The 17,209-nt window shown below is 28.7% G+C and carries 20 protein-coding genes; 8 read left to right on the top strand and 12 right to left on the bottom strand.

Annotated elements, in window-relative coordinates:
• Positions 1–31 precede the first annotated feature (31 nt).
• From AB3K27_RS18770 to AB3K27_RS18750, 5 genes are all read left to right on the top strand, one after another.
• A complete protein-coding gene (locus tag AB3K27_RS18770) occupies positions 32–1,672 on the top strand; it encodes a tyrosine-type recombinase/integrase (protein ID WP_368488864.1) in 1,641 nt (546 codons plus the stop codon).
• Positions 1,672–2,046, top strand: a complete 375-nt coding sequence (locus tag AB3K27_RS18765) for a DUF6262 family protein (RefSeq protein ID WP_368488863.1) — start codon at positions 1,672–1,674, stop codon at positions 2,044–2,046. Before AB3K27_RS18770 ends, AB3K27_RS18765 begins: the two co-directional genes overlap by 1 nt.
• Before the next feature lie 90 nt (positions 2,047–2,136).
• Positions 2,137–2,718, top strand: coding sequence for a flavodoxin family protein (locus tag AB3K27_RS18760; protein WP_368488862.1), 582 nt, complete (start codon positions 2,137–2,139; stop codon positions 2,716–2,718).
• A 196-nt stretch (positions 2,719–2,914) separates the two neighbouring features.
• Entirely contained in the window at positions 2,915–3,061 is a 147-nt protein-coding gene (locus tag AB3K27_RS18755) for a hypothetical protein (protein ID WP_368488861.1), read from the top strand.
• A 287-nt stretch (positions 3,062–3,348) separates the two neighbouring features.
• Positions 3,349–3,609 carry a hypothetical protein gene (locus AB3K27_RS18750; protein ID WP_368488860.1) on the top strand — a complete coding sequence of 87 codons (261 nt, stop codon included), beginning with the start codon at positions 3,349–3,351 and terminating at the stop codon, positions 3,607–3,609.
• Between the two features lie 115 nt (positions 3,610–3,724).
• Here AB3K27_RS18750 and AB3K27_RS18745 read toward each other — a convergent pair whose 3' ends face one another.
• The 4 genes from AB3K27_RS18745 to tlp form a co-directional block, all read right to left on the bottom strand.
• Complete coding sequence (locus AB3K27_RS18745) at positions 3,725–4,513, bottom strand: protein-glutamine gamma-glutamyltransferase (RefSeq protein WP_368488859.1); 789 nt, start codon at positions 4,511–4,513, stop codon at positions 3,725–3,727.
• A complete protein-coding gene (locus AB3K27_RS18740; protein ID WP_368488858.1) occupies positions 4,510–5,499 on the bottom strand; it encodes a hypothetical protein in 990 nt (329 codons plus the stop codon). Before AB3K27_RS18740 ends, AB3K27_RS18745 begins: the two co-directional genes overlap by 4 nt.
• Positions 5,500–5,629: 130 nt before the next feature.
• Positions 5,630–6,106, bottom strand: coding sequence for a rubrerythrin family protein (locus AB3K27_RS18735; protein ID WP_368488857.1), 477 nt, complete (start codon positions 6,104–6,106; stop codon positions 5,630–5,632).
• 462 nt (positions 6,107–6,568) lie between these two features.
• On the bottom strand, positions 6,569–6,796 hold the full coding sequence (gene tlp / locus AB3K27_RS18730) for a small acid-soluble spore protein Tlp (protein WP_368488856.1): 228 nt from the start codon (positions 6,794–6,796) through the stop codon (positions 6,569–6,571).
• Between the two features lie 221 nt (positions 6,797–7,017).
• Here tlp and AB3K27_RS18725 point away from each other — a divergent pair, with 221 nt between their 5' ends.
• The 3 genes from AB3K27_RS18725 to AB3K27_RS18715 all read left to right on the top strand — a co-directional run bounded on the left by AB3K27_RS18725 (position 7,018) and on the right by AB3K27_RS18715 (position 11,166).
• Positions 7,018–7,386 carry an ArsR/SmtB family transcription factor gene (locus tag AB3K27_RS18725; RefSeq protein WP_368488855.1) on the top strand — a complete coding sequence of 123 codons (369 nt, stop codon included), beginning with the start codon at positions 7,018–7,020 and terminating at the stop codon, positions 7,384–7,386.
• Between the two features lie 351 nt (positions 7,387–7,737).
• Entirely contained in the window at positions 7,738–9,837 is a 2,100-nt protein-coding gene (locus AB3K27_RS18720; RefSeq protein ID WP_368488854.1) for a M1 family metallopeptidase, read from the top strand.
• 681 nt (positions 9,838–10,518) lie between these two features.
• Positions 10,519–11,166 (top strand): CatA-like O-acetyltransferase, encoded by a 648-nt coding sequence (locus AB3K27_RS18715; protein ID WP_368488853.1) that lies wholly within the window; start codon positions 10,519–10,521, stop codon positions 11,164–11,166.
• A 799-nt stretch (positions 11,167–11,965) separates the two neighbouring features.
• Here the strand turns inward: AB3K27_RS18715 and AB3K27_RS18710 are convergent.
• The 8 genes from AB3K27_RS18710 to AB3K27_RS18675 form a co-directional block, all read right to left on the bottom strand.
• The gene (locus AB3K27_RS18710; RefSeq protein ID WP_368488852.1) at positions 11,966–12,169 is read right to left on the bottom strand and encodes a C-GCAxxG-C-C family protein; all 204 of its coding nucleotides are present in this window, start codon (positions 12,167–12,169) and stop codon (positions 11,966–11,968) included.
• Between the two features lie 199 nt (positions 12,170–12,368).
• Positions 12,369–12,668 (bottom strand): mercury methylation ferredoxin HgcB, encoded by a 300-nt coding sequence (hgcB, locus tag AB3K27_RS18705; RefSeq protein WP_368488851.1) that lies wholly within the window; start codon positions 12,666–12,668, stop codon positions 12,369–12,371.
• A 10-nt stretch (positions 12,669–12,678) separates the two neighbouring features.
• On the bottom strand, positions 12,679–13,887 hold the full coding sequence (gene hgcA, locus AB3K27_RS18700) for a mercury methylation corrinoid protein HgcA (RefSeq protein ID WP_368488850.1): 1,209 nt from the start codon (positions 13,885–13,887) through the stop codon (positions 12,679–12,681).
• A gap of 188 nt (positions 13,888–14,075) precedes the next feature.
• Positions 14,076–14,486 (bottom strand): arsenate reductase ArsC, encoded by a 411-nt coding sequence (locus tag AB3K27_RS18695; RefSeq protein ID WP_368488849.1) that lies wholly within the window; start codon positions 14,484–14,486, stop codon positions 14,076–14,078.
• Positions 14,487–14,504: 18 nt separating this feature from the next.
• A complete protein-coding gene (arsB, locus tag AB3K27_RS18690) occupies positions 14,505–15,563 on the bottom strand; it encodes an ACR3 family arsenite efflux transporter (protein WP_368488848.1) in 1,059 nt (352 codons plus the stop codon).
• Positions 15,564–15,586: 23 nt separating this feature from the next.
• Entirely contained in the window at positions 15,587–15,925 is a 339-nt protein-coding gene (locus AB3K27_RS18685; RefSeq protein ID WP_368488847.1) for an ArsR/SmtB family transcription factor, read from the bottom strand.
• Between the two features lie 271 nt (positions 15,926–16,196).
• On the bottom strand, positions 16,197–16,706 hold the full coding sequence (locus tag AB3K27_RS18680) for an arsenate reductase ArsC (protein ID WP_368488846.1): 510 nt from the start codon (positions 16,704–16,706) through the stop codon (positions 16,197–16,199).
• A 135-nt stretch (positions 16,707–16,841) separates the two neighbouring features.
• The gene (locus AB3K27_RS18675) at positions 16,842–17,012 is read right to left on the bottom strand and encodes a hypothetical protein (RefSeq protein WP_368488845.1); all 171 of its coding nucleotides are present in this window, start codon (positions 17,010–17,012) and stop codon (positions 16,842–16,844) included.
• Between the last annotated feature and the right edge of the window lie 197 nt (positions 17,013–17,209).

Raw genomic sequence — 17,209 nt, 5'->3', positions numbered from 1 at the left:
ACATTTTTCTGAATTTTATAATGGAAAGTCTTTGTTAGAGTTAGATAGAGAAAAAACATTTCAAAAGTGGAAAATGTTTTTAATAAACAAAAATATTAAATTTGATATAAATGAAAAAAGTTATTTTTGGTTTTCAAATTATTTAACAGATTTTATCAAAGATTTTTATGACGACAGAGAAGAAACAGAAAAAGATATATGGTATTCAAAAAATATTAAAGGTGCTAAAATTCCTGCAAGTGGAGCTAAAGGCGGTATAGCATCACTAAACTTTAGCAATATTCCTGTTTATTATAATGAAACAGTTAAAAGGTATTTTAAAACATTTATAACTAAAAAATCATGGAGTCATTGCTATGAAACTTTAAAACATATAAACTATTTTTTTAGTATATTTTATTTCAATGGATATAGTGATGGATTTATAAAAAAACTATCAAGGCAAGACATAGAAAACTATTTATATTGGGTAAATAATGACTACAAAGATAAAAATAATCATTACAGAAGCAAGTTTGTTTCATATATAAGGACATTTTTAGAGTATATCCAAATGGCTCAATATGAAAAATCACCTGAAAAAGAAGTATCATTTTTAATATTTCAAGATGACATTCCTAAGAGAGATTCAATGACTACGCAGGTCAAAACTGCTAAATTTATTCCAGAACCTATTTTAAAACAATTAGACAATAATATTATGGATTTAGATAGACCACAATATATACCCATTTACATTCTACTTAGAGAAACGGGATGGCGAGGTACTGATATATTAAATCTTAAATATCATAATTGTTTAGAACAAATTTGGAACAGTAAAGAACAGAAATATAATTATTATCTTTGTGGTGAAATAACTAAAACGGATATAGCATTACTTAGAATTTCAATAAGAAATAAAGTTGCTGAAATGGTTCAAAAGGCTATCGATAAAGCTAAAAAATTGAGTACAGAAGAAAATAATCCAAAGAAATATTTGTTTAATACTTATGGAGGCAAGTTAAAAGGAAGCTCTTTACCAAAACATACTTTATTAAATACTATAAAAAGGCTTATTAATCAAAAAGATATTAGGGATGTTAATGGTAAGTTATATCATTTTAAAGTACATTCGCTACGTCATACAAGAGCAAAAGAATATGTTGAGCAAGGCATGGGAATTAGTATAATACAACAAATATTAGGACATCAGAGTCTTCAAATGACTGTTCATTATGCAACAGTTACAGAAAATACTCTCTACGAGAAATGGAAGAATACAGAGAATTTAAATTTGTTTAGGGTTAATATTGAAACTAATAAACTTGAGCATGTAAATTTAAATTCTGATGATGGAGAAAATTTAATCAGATATGAGTATGTTAAAAAGAACTTAGATGCTGTTAGGGTTCCTTTTGGAATATGTTTTAAACCAACTAAATCGCCATGTAGACAACAAATGAACCATTGTTTGAATTGCGGTAGTTTTTGTACTACTACTGAAAATATATCTGAATATGAAGAAGAAATACAGAAAGTAAAATCTCAGATAGAGATAAGTAATAGGTGTGGTAGGGAATTATGGGCAGAGAAAAATAAGCAGTATTTAGATGTTTTAGAAAGAACACTTGAAAAAATAAAAGAACAGAAGATTGTTCATAAAAACGGTAAGTCAAGGGAGGAAATATAATGGCAGATCATACTAAAGGACTTAAAGAATATGCAAAGCAAAAAACACAATTAACCTTAGAGAAAGTAGATAAGGCTATTAGAGAACTTTCCTTGAATGGTAGAAAGATTAATTTTAATAGTGTATCAGCTTTAAGTGGAGTATCTAAGACATTTATGTATAAGAATGAAGAGGTAAAAAGAAGGATTGAGGAACTTAGAGATAAACAAATTGAAAAAACTATAAAACAAAAACTCAAATATGATAAGACAGATAAATCAAAGGATATTATTATAATGGCAAAAGATAAAAAGATTAAAGAATTAGAATATGAAAATAAGAAATTAAAAAGGGAATTAGAAATATTAAGAGGTAAATTATATGAAAAAGTATGACTACATAAATTATATGTAGTCAATATATAAATAGCTATGACAAGGGGCTTATAATACCTTGTACACGAGATATATATTGGAGGTAATAAAATGAGGTATTGTATTCTTATGGGAAGCCCACGTAAAAATGGAAATACATTTAAATTATTAAAGCCGTTTACTGAAGAACTTGAACTCCATCAAATTCAGTATGATTTAATTTGGCTTTATGATAAACATATTGAACCTTGTATTGCTTGTCGGAACTGTCAAAAAGACTGGACAATTTTTGGATGTGGATATTCCGATGACATGCAGGAAATTTTTGATAAAGTATATGATTGTGATGTCATTATTTTAGCTACACCTATTTATTCATGGTACTGTACACCGCCTATGAAAGCACTGTTGGACCGTTTGGTGTATGGAATGAATAAGTATTATGGTGATGAAAAAGGTCCTTCTCTTTGGAAGGGTAAAAAGTTAGCTGTCATAACTACCTGCGGGTATAGACCAGAAAAAGGAGCTGATTTATTTGAAGAAGGCATCAAACGGTATTGTAAGCACTCTCAATTAAAATATGTTGGAATGCTTGTTGAAAGAGATTTTGGGTATAAATCTATCTTTATAACGGATGATAAAATTGAGCATTCCAAATCATTTGCTCGACAGCTAATAAGTAATAAAGTATAATCTGATATGCTTCTTGGATTATAATTTCCTTACCTTGTTTATTAACTAGAGTAAAAAATGCTTTAGTTTTATTTTTTAGTGTATATCTTAACTAGACATAGAATTGTTCATCCTTATTAAAGTAATACATAGTTTAATATTTAGTTATTTATAAAATGAGTGTATGTGTATTGGAAATTCTAATATAAGAACACAAATGTTTTTAACAGCCTATTGTAGAGTTATTTCTATCTTTAAAAGAAAAGCCTATATTTTACTAATAATTCTAGGAGATATAAAAATTCATGGTTTAATAATGGATCCCGAGACAGGAAAATTGGAAGTTATTGCTAATGAATATTAAAAAAGTGAGGGAATCTCTAATTAATTGGACATTTTTTCATGTAATATATTAAAAGGTTAACTGCTTAAAAATATTTCTCCAATAAATTTTTATTATACATAAATATAATAAATTTGAATATATAAATAATATCGAATATATATTATTAATTATAAGCTGGATTTATGGAGAATTAACTACTATAAATTAAGTATGAAGGTGGCAAACTAGCCAAATATCACGTGATCCTTAGATTCAGGTGGAGTTTGTTCATAATAAAAAATTAATTGGGGGAGATGAGGATTTTTATGCAGGATACCATGTTATTGAGTAAAATATCAAGAGGGTTAGATGAATGTTGCAAAAAAGAAAGAATTTCAAAAGTAAATAGTATGTCTGTTATTGTAAATAAACGCAGTTGTATTAATTCCAATAATCTGTTTGAATATCTTAAAAATTATAATGAAGATTTAATAGATATTTGTACAGAAATAAAAATTGAAATTGGAGATTTGCCAGATGAAACTGCTATTATTAGAAATATAGAAGGGGACTTAATTGAGGGATAGCTGAGTTTTTCTTAGATTCAATGTCTAATTGGTTTTTTGCAACATTAAAAGATTCCTATGACTGCTATCATGGGAATCTTTTTTCTTGTAAAATGGTTTTATTATCTCTGACTTTTTATTTGATGAAGGATATCTTATCAAATCTTGAAGTTGCATGAAAATAAATATCTGATAATTGTTTAAAATCTGGCCTTGTAACAGAATCTAATAAATATGCTGATTGTGTAGCTCCTATGATTCGACGTTTGTTTAATGCTCCAACTATTTCATCTGCAGTTCTTATACCTACTCCATGACCATAATATTTTCCATTTCCCAATACAATTACATTTTCACCTTGCCATTCCGGAGTTAAAGGATTCACTTCAGGATTTCTAAAGTATCTGCAATCTCCCGGCAGATAATCTTCTATATCACTAATAACATTTAAAGAAAAATTTTCATCTATATTTTGCCAATCCATTAAATATATCTTTTTAAAAGTAGAGTCAAAAATTTTTTCTTGAAAAGAGCTAAGACAGCCCTTGTAATATACTATGACTATTGCTGTAGCACATTCTGTACCATATTTGCTGCTGTTTTTATAGATGTCATTAATGGCAGTAGAGGACCTTACACCTTCCTTCAATAAAAAACCACCTTGTTTTGTTCTTTCCCAGTATTCCGGGTTGCACATGGACTTACGAAAAGTACGAAAACGAAATTGACTCATACTTAATTTTATGGATGCATCTACAATATTTTTTCTTAAATTTAGTTCAAATTTCAATTCTTCCAGAGAATTATAATAATAAGTTTGGCTGCTTGAAGAAAGTTCATTAAGAATGTATTTTTCTATGCTGTTATCTTTATATTGAGCTATTATTGAATTTATATCAAAATTACTATTTGAAATTTTAATCATTGTAATACTCCTATTCTAGCAATTTTTATCTGTTTTTCTAAGGAGTATTCACGCCATATATGCCATAAATATATATTTTTATGATGTATTCTAAATGAAAAATTTGCAAGCAGTATTTTATTATTATAATCTAACTTTTTAAATTCATTTAATAAGCTGTGCTCTTTTTTTGATGGGGAGCATAAAGCTTTTCCGGTATTAGGGCAAATGCTTTTACATAAATATTTACCTTCAAGAACTATTCTATAGGGTTTAGGATTCGTAGTCTGTTGAAAACTTTCACCAGTATATTCTAAAAATGCACTATTTTCTTTCATCCAATTTGAAAAGATTGTATATTTTCTTTCTTTGCTAATAGCTTTATCTATTTCCGGTATAAAGTTTAATAATCTGGATGCTATTTTAACATCTTCTATATTGGAGGATAATAAGTGTTCTCCAATAATATTTAAACTATTGGGATCTGCAGATTCAAAAAAACCCCATACTAAATCATGGATTAAAAATCCTTTTTTATATCTATCAAAAATCATATCTGCCATAATAGGTAGCAGAGTGGTATCTCTATAAACTTTTGTTAGAAGTATGGATGTAATATCTAAAACTTGATCATATTCATCATTTATACCATCATCATGAGACCCGGTTTCCAATATCCACTTTAAAACTGAATGAATTATTTGTATATAATCAAAAGATATTTGTTCTGATGCCAAATCATATTTTTTATCTGTTAGTATTTCTTTGATGATCAATAGTGCTACTTTATTTTTTTCTGTTAAACTGTTAAATAAGTTGTTTTGCTGAAGCATTTCTTTAAGAATAAATAAAATATTAAACCGTAAATGCTTATCGTTAATAAAATTTAGTGCTTTTTTTAAATTTTTTTTAGATAGCTGAAAGAAAAAGTTTTTTAAGTCATCTATTCCCTTGTCAATTCTAATTTTATCTAGAAAGCTTAAGGTATCTGGATCTAAATTATACATGGATATTCTATATCTCCTTAATATATCTATCCATACATATTTATTTCTATAGATACAATTTATACTATTATGTGATGAATTTTTTTAGAAATTATTTTTAATGATTATATATAATTAAAAAATTTTTGCTTTATTTATAATTTAGCAGTTTTATGAACATATTTTCATGTTCTTCTTCTTCTTTTATGATAATGGATATAACTTTATAAATTCTATTATTCATATCATTTATATTCTGTAGTAATCTACCCTGAATGTTTAAAAGAAGTGCTACGTTGTTTTTTTCGAATTTTACGGCAAATTCAATCAATTCTCTGGGAGTATTTACTTCAGGTACTTTGATATTTTTTTTAAATTCAAATAAAAGTCCTGAAATTTTATCGTAAAAGTAAAAATCGATAGAATCATCTAATTTATCCTTTAAACTAGATGATAGATTTTCATAATATTCAATGTGTTTCTGTTCTTGTTTTGCAATAGTTTTAGCAAGTATACTGATTTCCTGGGATTTGTTTTTAAAGGTTTCTTCTATTTTTAAGTATAGTTTTAATGACATATCTTCAATGTCAATAAGACTTTGAAGCAGATCAAATATTTTATAGGTCATATTAGCCAACTCCTGTTAAGTAATTTGGATGTTTAAATGAAGTTTTGCTCATAAGAGACGATTTTCTTTTAAAATTTTTTCTTTCTTATTGATTCATTTGTATACGCCTTGAATATGGAGATATTAACCCAAAACATTCTTTAGGGCACATTTATTGTAAATATAACACTTAATTCCAAGTATTTCAATCAATTATTTGGATTCTATTCTTTTTAACATTATATAAGTTAATATTAGGTGGGTATCATTAGAATTAAAGGAAAATTATGAGGAATATTTATGACTATTGCAGCAATTGGAGGAGTAATACTGTATATTAAAACCCCAGCTAAAACCAAGTTGGGGTTAGATTCTTTTATGGTCATTGTAGGCTTGATTGACATAGAAAAGGCATAGTGGATAAAATCTACTATTTTTTAAATAGAATTAATAGTATCTTATATTTCCTTAAGCAGTTTTTATTTAATTATATCCGTTCCGTTTGTCTATTGCCTCATCTTTAATTTCTGTTCTCATAGCATTAAGAGATTCTTTTCTTCTTTTATTTTTTTCTATGAGTGTTTTTTTCATTTTTTCATCATCTGTTTTTTCAATCATTTCTTCTGCATGCCCGATATTTTCAATATTATTATTAATATTATGTTGAATTCTATCTACATTATCTCTTCTATCATCTGGTTTGTTTTCCATAATTTTATATCTCCTTTTTTGATTTAATATCTATTAAAAATTAGTATCACCATAGTACAAAATTATTATTCAAATTTTAATGTAGACAAGATTCTAGGTTTTTTGTCTAATATTTAATATTGTTTTACTATGACCCATAGTCAGATTGCTTGACAGTATTACATAGGCACATTATAATATGAACAAATGCTTATATGTTTACTTATGAGGAGGATAATAATATGGCAGTGAGACCAGAAGAGGATGCTCTTTGCAGTTGTACCATAATACACCAAGACATATTAAATAAAGTTAAAGATAAAATGACAGATGATTATTATCTATGTAGAATTTCCGAACTCTTTAAGGCTCTCAATGACCCCACCCGACTCAAAATCGTAAATGCTCTAATTCTGTCTGAAATGTGTGTGTGTGACATTACTGCATTGCTGGATATGAATCAGCCCGTCATTTCTCATCATTTGAAGGTGCTGCGTCAAACTCAGCTCATTAAATATAGGCGCCAGGGCAAAATTGTCTATTATTCCCTGGATGACAAGCATATAGAGCCATTGTTCAGACAAGGCTTGGCACATGTATTGGAGAAATAACTGATACTATGAAGCATAGCAAACCCAAGGTTAGTACATATAAAAATGAAGCATACCCGATTGTGGAAAAGGAGCAACAGAAACCGAAGCTAATTCTTTCCGATGGTGATTTTCCAACAGGGCTTGATCCAACTATGAGTAAAAATAGCCGTTTTACGCTCTAATATGGTAAATGACAAGGAAGGATACTTTCACTTCTAAAGTAGAAGAGGAATTACCACTTGCCAGTAGGTAGTTCCATACTTACCATTTTTGACATCCCTTTCCTTTTCATATTAATTTCCCCTAAAATATATGTTATAATTATTTTAGTGAATGGAACAAATGTATTGTAAAGGATGTGGTATAAAAATGAACTTAAAAAAAACAAAGAATGTTATTTTCATTTTTTTTCTAAGTTTACTTACTCTGTGTTTATTTGACACTGGAATTGTTAAGGCTTCAACTCTTCCTGCAAAGTACAGTATGGATCTAGACTTTAATGCAAATACCAAAACTTTAACAGGAAGTGAAGAAGTTACTATTAAAAACAGCACTGGTACAAGCTTAAAGGATATAGTATTTCACCTTTATCCAGACTCCTATAATAAAAAGGAAACTATGCCTTCTCAAGTTGGTATCATCGGCACTAAGGACTTAACTGAAGCACAAAAAGGGGATATATATATAAATAAAGTCCTTGTAAATGAAAAAAATGTGAAGTTTACTCAAGATGATCAAATCCTTAAAATCAGCTTAGATGAGGCTTTTAAACGCAATGGAAATATAAAAATCTTCATTAGCTTTAAATTAAAATTACCTATGGGAACTTCAAGATTGGGCTATATGGATAATGATTATTCATTAACCAACTGGTATCCTATACTATCAATGTACGATAATAAAGAAAATAAATGGGATGAAAATACTTTCAATGTAGTAGGAGAATCCAATTACAGCGATATAGCAGATTATAATGTAAACTTAAAAGTTCCTAAAGATTATGTAGTGGCATCTACTGGAGAGGAAAATGAAAAATCTTCTGACGAGAATAGTAAAATAATGAACTTGAACGCTAATAATGTAAGAGATTTTGTTATTATAATGAGTCCTAATTACAAGGTTCTGTCCAAAGAAATAGATGGAATAAAAGTAAACATTTATTATTTAACTAAAGAAGATGATAACGATAATAGTACAGCTCAGGATGTCCTAGATTCGGCCGTAAGTGCAGTTCAATTTTTCAGCCAGCAATTTGGTAAATATCCCTACGATGAGTTAGATTTGATGGAAAGTCACTTATCTGGAGGAGCAATGGAATATCCTCAAATAATTCAAATGCCAATATACCCTGAAAAAATACTAAGTTCTAAAAGTAATGATCAATATATATCTGGTTTATATGAAAATTCATTTATATCACAAGCTGCAGTACATGAAGTAGGTCATCAGTGGTGGTATGTAACTGTAGGCAACAATGAATTTAAAGAACCCTTTTTAGATGAATCCTTAGCTACTTTTTCCACAGCCTATTATTTTGAAAAAACTGAAGGTGAATATTCCCAAAATGGTATATTGAATATGATACCTACATATAGTAATGAAAATATGGGGACACTTTCATCCCAATATAAATTTCCAAGTATAGGGTCAGGGGTAGACAAATTTGACGATGATAGTAATGGAGCTGGATATGTTCTGGTTATATATGGCAAAGGTCCTCTTTTAATTGAAGATTTAAGAAAAAGGGTGGGAGATACTGTATTCTTAGATATAATGCAAACTTACTTCAAAGAATATAAATTTAAAAATTCATCCATAGAAGGATTTTTAAGTGTCGTTGAAAAAAAAGCAGGTAAAAATGTAAGTGATACCATTAAAGCTTCTCTGAATTCCGATAATTACACTGCGGAAAACTTAAAGCTTACAGACGAACAAATAGAAAAACTGGCAAATGAACAATATAAAAATATGCTTAAAAATTTGGAAAAAAACAACGGATTAATCCTTGGTAGTCTTCAGCTTAGGGTACTAAATGGTGAGAAAGCCCTATTAGTAAAACCATCTAACTTAACTACAGATGAAAAAGAGTCTTTAGATGGTATTATAAAAACTATGACACTTAACAGCAATATATCAGTAAAAGAAGATAAAGATTTAACAGATAATGATATAAAAAATAATAATATAATACTTCTTGGAAACCCATGGAACAATAAAGTCTTTGATTCTATGAAAAATGATCTTCCAATACTTGTAACTAAACATACTATTTCTTGTAACAGCTTTTCTTTTAAAAGTGAGGACATAAATGGAGCTTTTACTATTAAAAATCCTAAAAATGATGATAAATTAATGTTAGTATTTTTTTGGACGAAAGATAATTCATTTTATACAGATTTGAATTTAGTTACAAATTCTCAATTTACAATATCTATAGAAAACAAACAATTTTTCAGCGGGAAATTTTAGAGATTATATGTCAGTATTTAAAAAAGAAGAAGACATAAAAAATTTTAATTTGACTTCAACTTAGAGTTCTAAGTTGAAGTTTTTTTATTTACGGTTGTAGTATTAAATAAGTCCTGGAGTAATTACGGCAATCTACAAAAATAATAGTTAAAAAGCTATGTTATTTTGATTCATAAATACTTGAAGCTATTGCCATAGTATATGGATTTAATTCAAAATGATTCTCAGTTTATAATTGCTACCCATTCTCCAATAGTAACGACCTATCCAGATTCAATAATCTATGAGTTGGATAATACTATAAAAAAAGTTAACTATGAGGATACCGAAAATTATCAAATTATAAAATTATTAATTAATAATCCTAAAAAATGTTAGATATACTTGTATAAATAATATAAATAATATGAATTATATGAAAAATTCTAGTGATTTTAATCCTTGTAGTATTTTTATATACTCTTCTTAGCTTAATGACCATGAACAAGAAATTTCCTGATTAAAATGTTTACTTATTTTAATAATTTTAATTATTGTATTTGGGATTTTAATTTATATAGATTAAATTCTTATAAATTAAAAAGTTGTTTCAAAATATTGTATAACATAATAAAGAAGATATAAGTCATATAGATAATTTATAGCTTATATTAAATACAATTATCAAGGGGGACCTAGATTATGTTTCATATAATTGATTTCGAAAAATGGGAAAGAAAAGAACATTTTAAATATTATACAGAAAAGCTTAAATGTGGTTATAGTATTACTGCAAAGATTGATGTTACTTTGTTTAAAAAGTCGTTAAAAAATAATAATCTAAAATTTTATCCTTCCTTCATTTATTGCGTTACTTATAACATTAACTTAATGCCAGAGTTTCGAATGAGTTGGAGAAAAAATAATACGCTAATTTTATATGATATTGTTCATCCTAATTATACAATTTTTCATGAAGATGATCATACCTTCTCAGATATTTGGTCAGAATATACAGATGACTTTTACAAATTCTATGATAATTATAAATGTGATATTCAAAAGTACTCAAATACTAAAGGCATGAAGACTAAGCCAAATCAGCCTGAAAATTTTTACTGCATATCTTGTGTTCCATGGCTTAGTTTTACAGGATATTCAACATACACTAGTGATTCTAATCCACCATTAATGCCCATTATAACATATGGAAAGTACAATAAAGAAAATGGAAAATGGGTAATGCCATTTTCTGTGACAATATCACATGCAGTGGCTGATGGATATCACGTAAGTAAGTTGATTAACAGCATTCAAACAACAATAGATAAATTTGATATGGTACTATAATTACGGCAACCTCCTTATTATCTAAGTTCTGTGAGATGAGTCCAATAATTTTTGTGCATAGAACTGATTTCCCTAAATATGACAATCTAATCAATTGACATAGATGAGTTCTTGAGTTTAAATATCAAGTTTTATCTATGTATTGATGAATACAGGCCTGTTCAACTAAATGATATTTATAGGTTCTCTTAAAACAGTAGTAGCGCTTGGGCCAAAGCCTATAAAATTATCTCTTGTAACAGAAGAATATTTAGGAACATCTTTCTTGCCAAAAGTCCATACAGCAGTTCTAGTACACTGAAGTTCTTCACCTACTGTCTCAAGATATTCAAAAAGCTTTTTTATCTTTTTCCCTAAAGGCTTACTTTTGTTGTTGGCATAGGAAAAATCAATAAAAGGATAGGTTGAAACTTGAGTTGCTCTTGATTCAAATGCATTAGTAAAATCATCTTTTAAATCATCCTTGGGAGGTAGCTAGAGATTTATCATACTTTACTTGTTATAGGGAGAAGGGATATAGGGTGTTACAAAATGGAGTGCGGACGTATATTCCAAGTTAACTCGTAATTATTTTTATTTATAAAAACAAGAGGTTTAAAAGATCTTGAAAAAGTATAGTTTTTATTCTAAACAGTACTTACGCAGAATGATTTAATCATAGAAAAATCAATAGCTTGAATATTAAACTAGTTATGTTTTTCATGCCTAATTGTACTAATACACTTAATTCAATTATTAAGTTAGCCAAAACAACTCTTCCTTTTTTAATAATTTAAAATTTAAGCTTAGAGTTATTATGTTAAATATATATACTTTTGTCTATTATTTTTAATATATTTTCAGTAACTTCAGATGTGTAAACAACATATTTTTCACAGTTTTCGTGATGTTCTGATTTTCCCCATTCAACATCTTCAGTAAGTGCACGACAGCAAGTGTATTTAAATTTCTCTTTGAACTTATCATGTATTTCTTTAGATGCTTCAAAAATTTGTATACTCATAGGAACACCTCTCATTTGTATATTTTTTATTATAGAATAGATCATATTCTATATGGTATCAATAAAATTATTAAAATAAAGCAATAGCACATGGCCGAAATAAAAATTTCTATCTTACTCACTTTTATTGGCCCTTATAATTTAATTTCTTTATTTTTAATTCTTTTAGCTAGGTCTTTAATTTTTCCTTCAATCTTATTTAACAGCACCCGTTGCTATTATCACTTGAACAATCACATGTAGGCTCAGTACCTAAAAGCCATCCCATTATAACTGCGTAGGCACATCCAACACCTGATTTTACCTCAATGGCATTAAAGGAACAGTTTTTTGCACATGCGCCGCATTCCATACAACTATCCTTATTGATAAGTTCAACCTTACCTTTATTTAGATTAAATACTTTATGTGGACAAACCTCAATACATCTTCCACAGCCAACACATTTATCTGAATCAACCTCAAGTGTACAGACATTTTTCAAATACTTATTTTTCATAGCACCCTCCTTAAATATGAATAAGGCTGTTTATCAAAAGTAACCCCACCCCAAGTCCTATTGAAACAGCAATTGCAGGAACTGCTATCTTCATCTCCTTTATTACACCTGAGAAAGATGTATAAGTAGAAGATCCTGTAAAGTTCATAGCATAATATGAGGCTATAGATGGTAAAATCAATAAATATGCAACAGTTTTTAATACACCATATTCCGGTATTGCAGACCAACCATTAAGTATATTTACAGTGACTGCCCAAATAAGTCCCATAATCCAGCCTTTTGCAGCAAAAGCCCTTACTGGAATCCATGGCAGTAATACAGGGGTTATAACACAGCCTACCAGCAATGCACCTATAAATGCATAAAAATCAATTACTCCAAAAGGATTAACGGCAAATAAATTTATAAGAAACATTACTCCAAAAACTAACATGGCAATTTTAAAAGTACTTACAAATTCAACTGGTGTCAGAACCACCCTGTCAATTATATTAAACCTCACTTCACGCATTTCTTCTGTGGCTTTCATTTCTGCTTCTAAAAACTTTTTTATATCTTCAGCTCTTACAGGACCATATACCACTTTAAAACCAGACTTCTTTGTAACCTCGTGAGCACTTATTCCAGGTGCCCCAAGCTGAGGGAGTACCAACGTTTTGTGTGATACAATTTGAGAAAGCCTTACTTTTGAAATTCTGCTCACAAGTTCCTTAGTTCCAAATGTTCCTTTACCTGCTGCACACCATACATTTATCCCTTTCGTATCCAACACCACTATCCATGCATTAAGTCCACCCAGCTCTTTTCTCAAAGTATCAAAGGTCAGTTTATAGTTTGCTGTTACCAGAACAGGAGCTGTGTCATCAGGTGTTCCTACTGCATAGAGTCCTGGATTGATTTTATAATTCATCCTGTTTATTCCGAAGCGTACTTTCCATGTACCCAATGTATCAGTAAATGCCAATTTAGTAGAAATACGTGGTATACAGCCTTGTGAGGTACTTATCTCTCCAATTATCCATTTCTGCTTTGTATCATATTTAGTAATGGGTTCACATGATTCCTTACTTCCATTTCCACAACAATATGAATTTTGAGTTGTCTCACACTTAGAAGAAATAGATCCATCGGTAGGTTTTTGCTTTATTCTTACTATTTTAACTTTTGTATTCTTCTCAAGCTTTTTTCCAGAATTACAGCAATTAATGTTATCCAATTTTCTAACCTCCCAAACCTCTAATTTCCTATAAAACTTATTTGCACTCAGAATCATTAGAGCATTTTTTTAGATTGTTATAGTAATTCCTACATATCAATCTCAGTATTTTCACTGATATCCTTCACAGACTTCTCCAATGCTCCAAATTTGAACAAGTTTAGAGAGTATTTTATCTTTGTTACATCTTATAATTTAATTTCTTTATTTTCAATTCTTTTAGCTAAGTCTTTAATTTTTTCTTCAATGGCTTTAGCTGTTTTTATAAACTCATCATTACTTTTCCCAGAAGGATCTTCCAAATCCCAATCCTCTGTATACTTTGAAGGTAAGAAAGGACATACTACATTACATCCCATTTTTACTACTATATCAATTTTGAGAAGATCCTTTAGCAATTTTGACTTCTGTGTTTTATTCATATCAATATTATATAAATCCTTTATAATTCTTACTGCATCTTGATTTATAGTTGGTCTTAATTCTGTCCCAGCAGAATAGGATTCAAATATATCATTTGCAAATAATTTTCCTAAAGCTTCTGCCATTTGTGATCTACAAGAATTGTGTACGCATATAAATGCTACCTTTGGTTTCATAATTGTATTCCTCCATATTTAACCTAATTTTGTAGGTATCTTAAAATATTTTTTTCTCCAATGTAGTGCTACATTTACAAGACCTATCATAACGGGCACTTCAACTAATGGACCTATAACAGCTGTAAAAGCTTCTTTTGATTCTATTCCAAATACTGCAACTGCAACTGCTATTGCAAGTTCAAAGTTATTACTTGCTGCGGTAAATGACAGTGTAGTTGTTTTTTTATAATCTATTCCAGATTTATAACTTATAAAGAATGAGACTGAGAACATTATTACAAAGTATATTAAAAGTGGAACAGCTATTCTTATAACATCAAAAGGAAGTTCAACTATATATTTTCCCTTATAAGTAAACATGATTATTATAGTAAATAGTAAAGCAATTAATGCCAGTGGACTTACCTTAGGTATGAATTTTTTTGTATACCACTCTGTTCCCATTTTAGGTTCTAGTAATAGTCTTGTAAATAAACCAGCCGCAAATGGTATCCCAAGATAAATTGCTACGGATTCTGCTACTTTAACTATAGAAATATCCACCCTGTAACCGGTAAGTCCAAACCATGTTGGTAAAACAGTTATAAATATATAACAATACATTGAATAAAATATAACTTGAAAAATTGAGTTGAAAGCTACAAGAGCAGCTGCATATTCTGTATCACCATCAGCTAAACTATTCCAAACGATAACCATAGCAATACATCTTGCAAGACCAATTAATATAAGTCCAGTCATAAATGCTGGATATGACTTTAAAAAAACAAATGCAAGTATAAACATTAAAATTGGTCCTATAATCCAGTTTTGTAAAAGTGATAACCCCAAAACTTTAGGATTCCTAAAAACCTTATGGAATTCTTTATAGTTTACTTTGGCAAGGGGTGGATACATCATTACAATAAGTCCAATGGCTATAGGTATGGATGTAGTACCTATAGATAGATTAGATAAACCTTTTGATATTCCTGGTATTCCCCACCCAAATAGAATTCCTATAAACATGGCAAGAAATATCCAAAGTGTCAAATAACGATCAAGTAACGATAATCTAGATGATTTACCTTTCATATATATTCCTCCTGTTTATAAATTTATTTTTCATTATCAGTTTTACATAAACCAGTACTCTGACCTTTGCATATACATTCTTCGGTATCTGTTATAATATTCATCAAGAACAGCATCAGCTTGTTTGCATTAGCATTGTCTAATGAATAGTAATTCCAGATCCCTTCTTTTCTACATTTAATAAGGTTACAATCCATCAACACCTTCATGTGGTGGGATAGAGTAGGCTGTGTAAAATTAAAATTTTCCAATAAATCACATGCACATTTTTCACCACAGGAAAGTATATCAATAATTTTTAACCTGTTTTGATCAGACAGTGCCTTGAATATTTTTGCGTTTAATTTATAATCCAAATTCATAAAGTCACTCCTTATATAGATAATATAGACTATTATCTATATAGTGTCAATATAATTATTGAAATAATAAAAAATAATAGACTATTATATATATAATAGTCTATGTAGTGAATATTTATTTGTTACCTATATTTATCAATTTTTAATAAATAACTTTAAGATAATATCACTGTAACATTTTTCTCATTTTACATGAGTTCATGAACATCATCAGCTGAACATTTCTTAAATAAAGTACATTAATCTTTTATTATAACCATGTACTAAAAGATTATTTTGAAATTATTTCATCTAATCTTTTCCTCAGAGTTGCTTTGTCTAATTTATCTACTGGTAGATCAATAAGTAAATTAATTCTTGTATTTAACTCATTTCTTATTTTTTTAAAGTGAGTAACTGTTTCTTCCTCGTTGCCTTTAAAGTCTCTTGGGTCAGTTATTCCCCAGTGTACATAAATAGCATCCTTTGGTAAAATAGGACATTCATTTTTAGCCTTATCACATAGTGTAATAACAAAATCAAACTCCTCATTTAAAAATTGCTCTATTGACTTAGGTTTGTAATTACTAATATCTATACCCATTTCTTTCATAACAATTTTAGCATAAATATTAATATCATCGGCTGGCTGACTTCCTGCACTAAAAGCAATAAATTTGTCTTTACCCTTATCATTTAGTATGGCCTCTGCCATTTGGCTTCTTGCAGAATTTTGAGTACATAAAAACAATACCTTCTTTTGCACAATATCACTTCCTAATTTTTTTATATAATTATTCATAATCATATGATAGATTATATTAGTTATCAATAATTATAATAATTATTTAACATTAATTTAAAATTCAGTATGATTGGGGTATCGCCAACATTTCCGACAAAACCCAGGCTAAGGAATAAAATAGATAATATCTTATTATTTTACCTTTGTAATAAAAAATAATAGTATAGATAATAAAGCAGCTGTAAAATAGGTTATAGAAAGTGATGCGCAAGGGTGTACTTCACTAGGTGTTAATTTCGCACTGATATTATATAGAGTATTTGCTGCTACAACAATTATAATAGGCCAAAATAAATCAATCATAATATACCTCCTAAAATAAAAAACCACAAACAAAAAACCTTTGTTTGCGGTAAGTGTTCACTCGAACTTTTCAATATTTTTGATTTAACATATCACGCTTACTTTGCAGTACATGTCAGCATATGAATATTGTTCAGTAACTATTAATGAAATATGGATTTAATTTGTCGTGGACATTATAATTTAATTAAAAGGTA

The sequence above is a fragment of the Clostridium sp. BJN0013 genome, from assembly GCF_040939125.1.
In the GTDB taxonomy this organism is placed as follows: Bacteria; Bacillota; Clostridia; order Clostridiales; family Clostridiaceae; genus Clostridium_B.
Note: the sequence above shows the minus strand (reverse complement) of the source record. Positions and strands in the feature narration are given on the sequence as shown.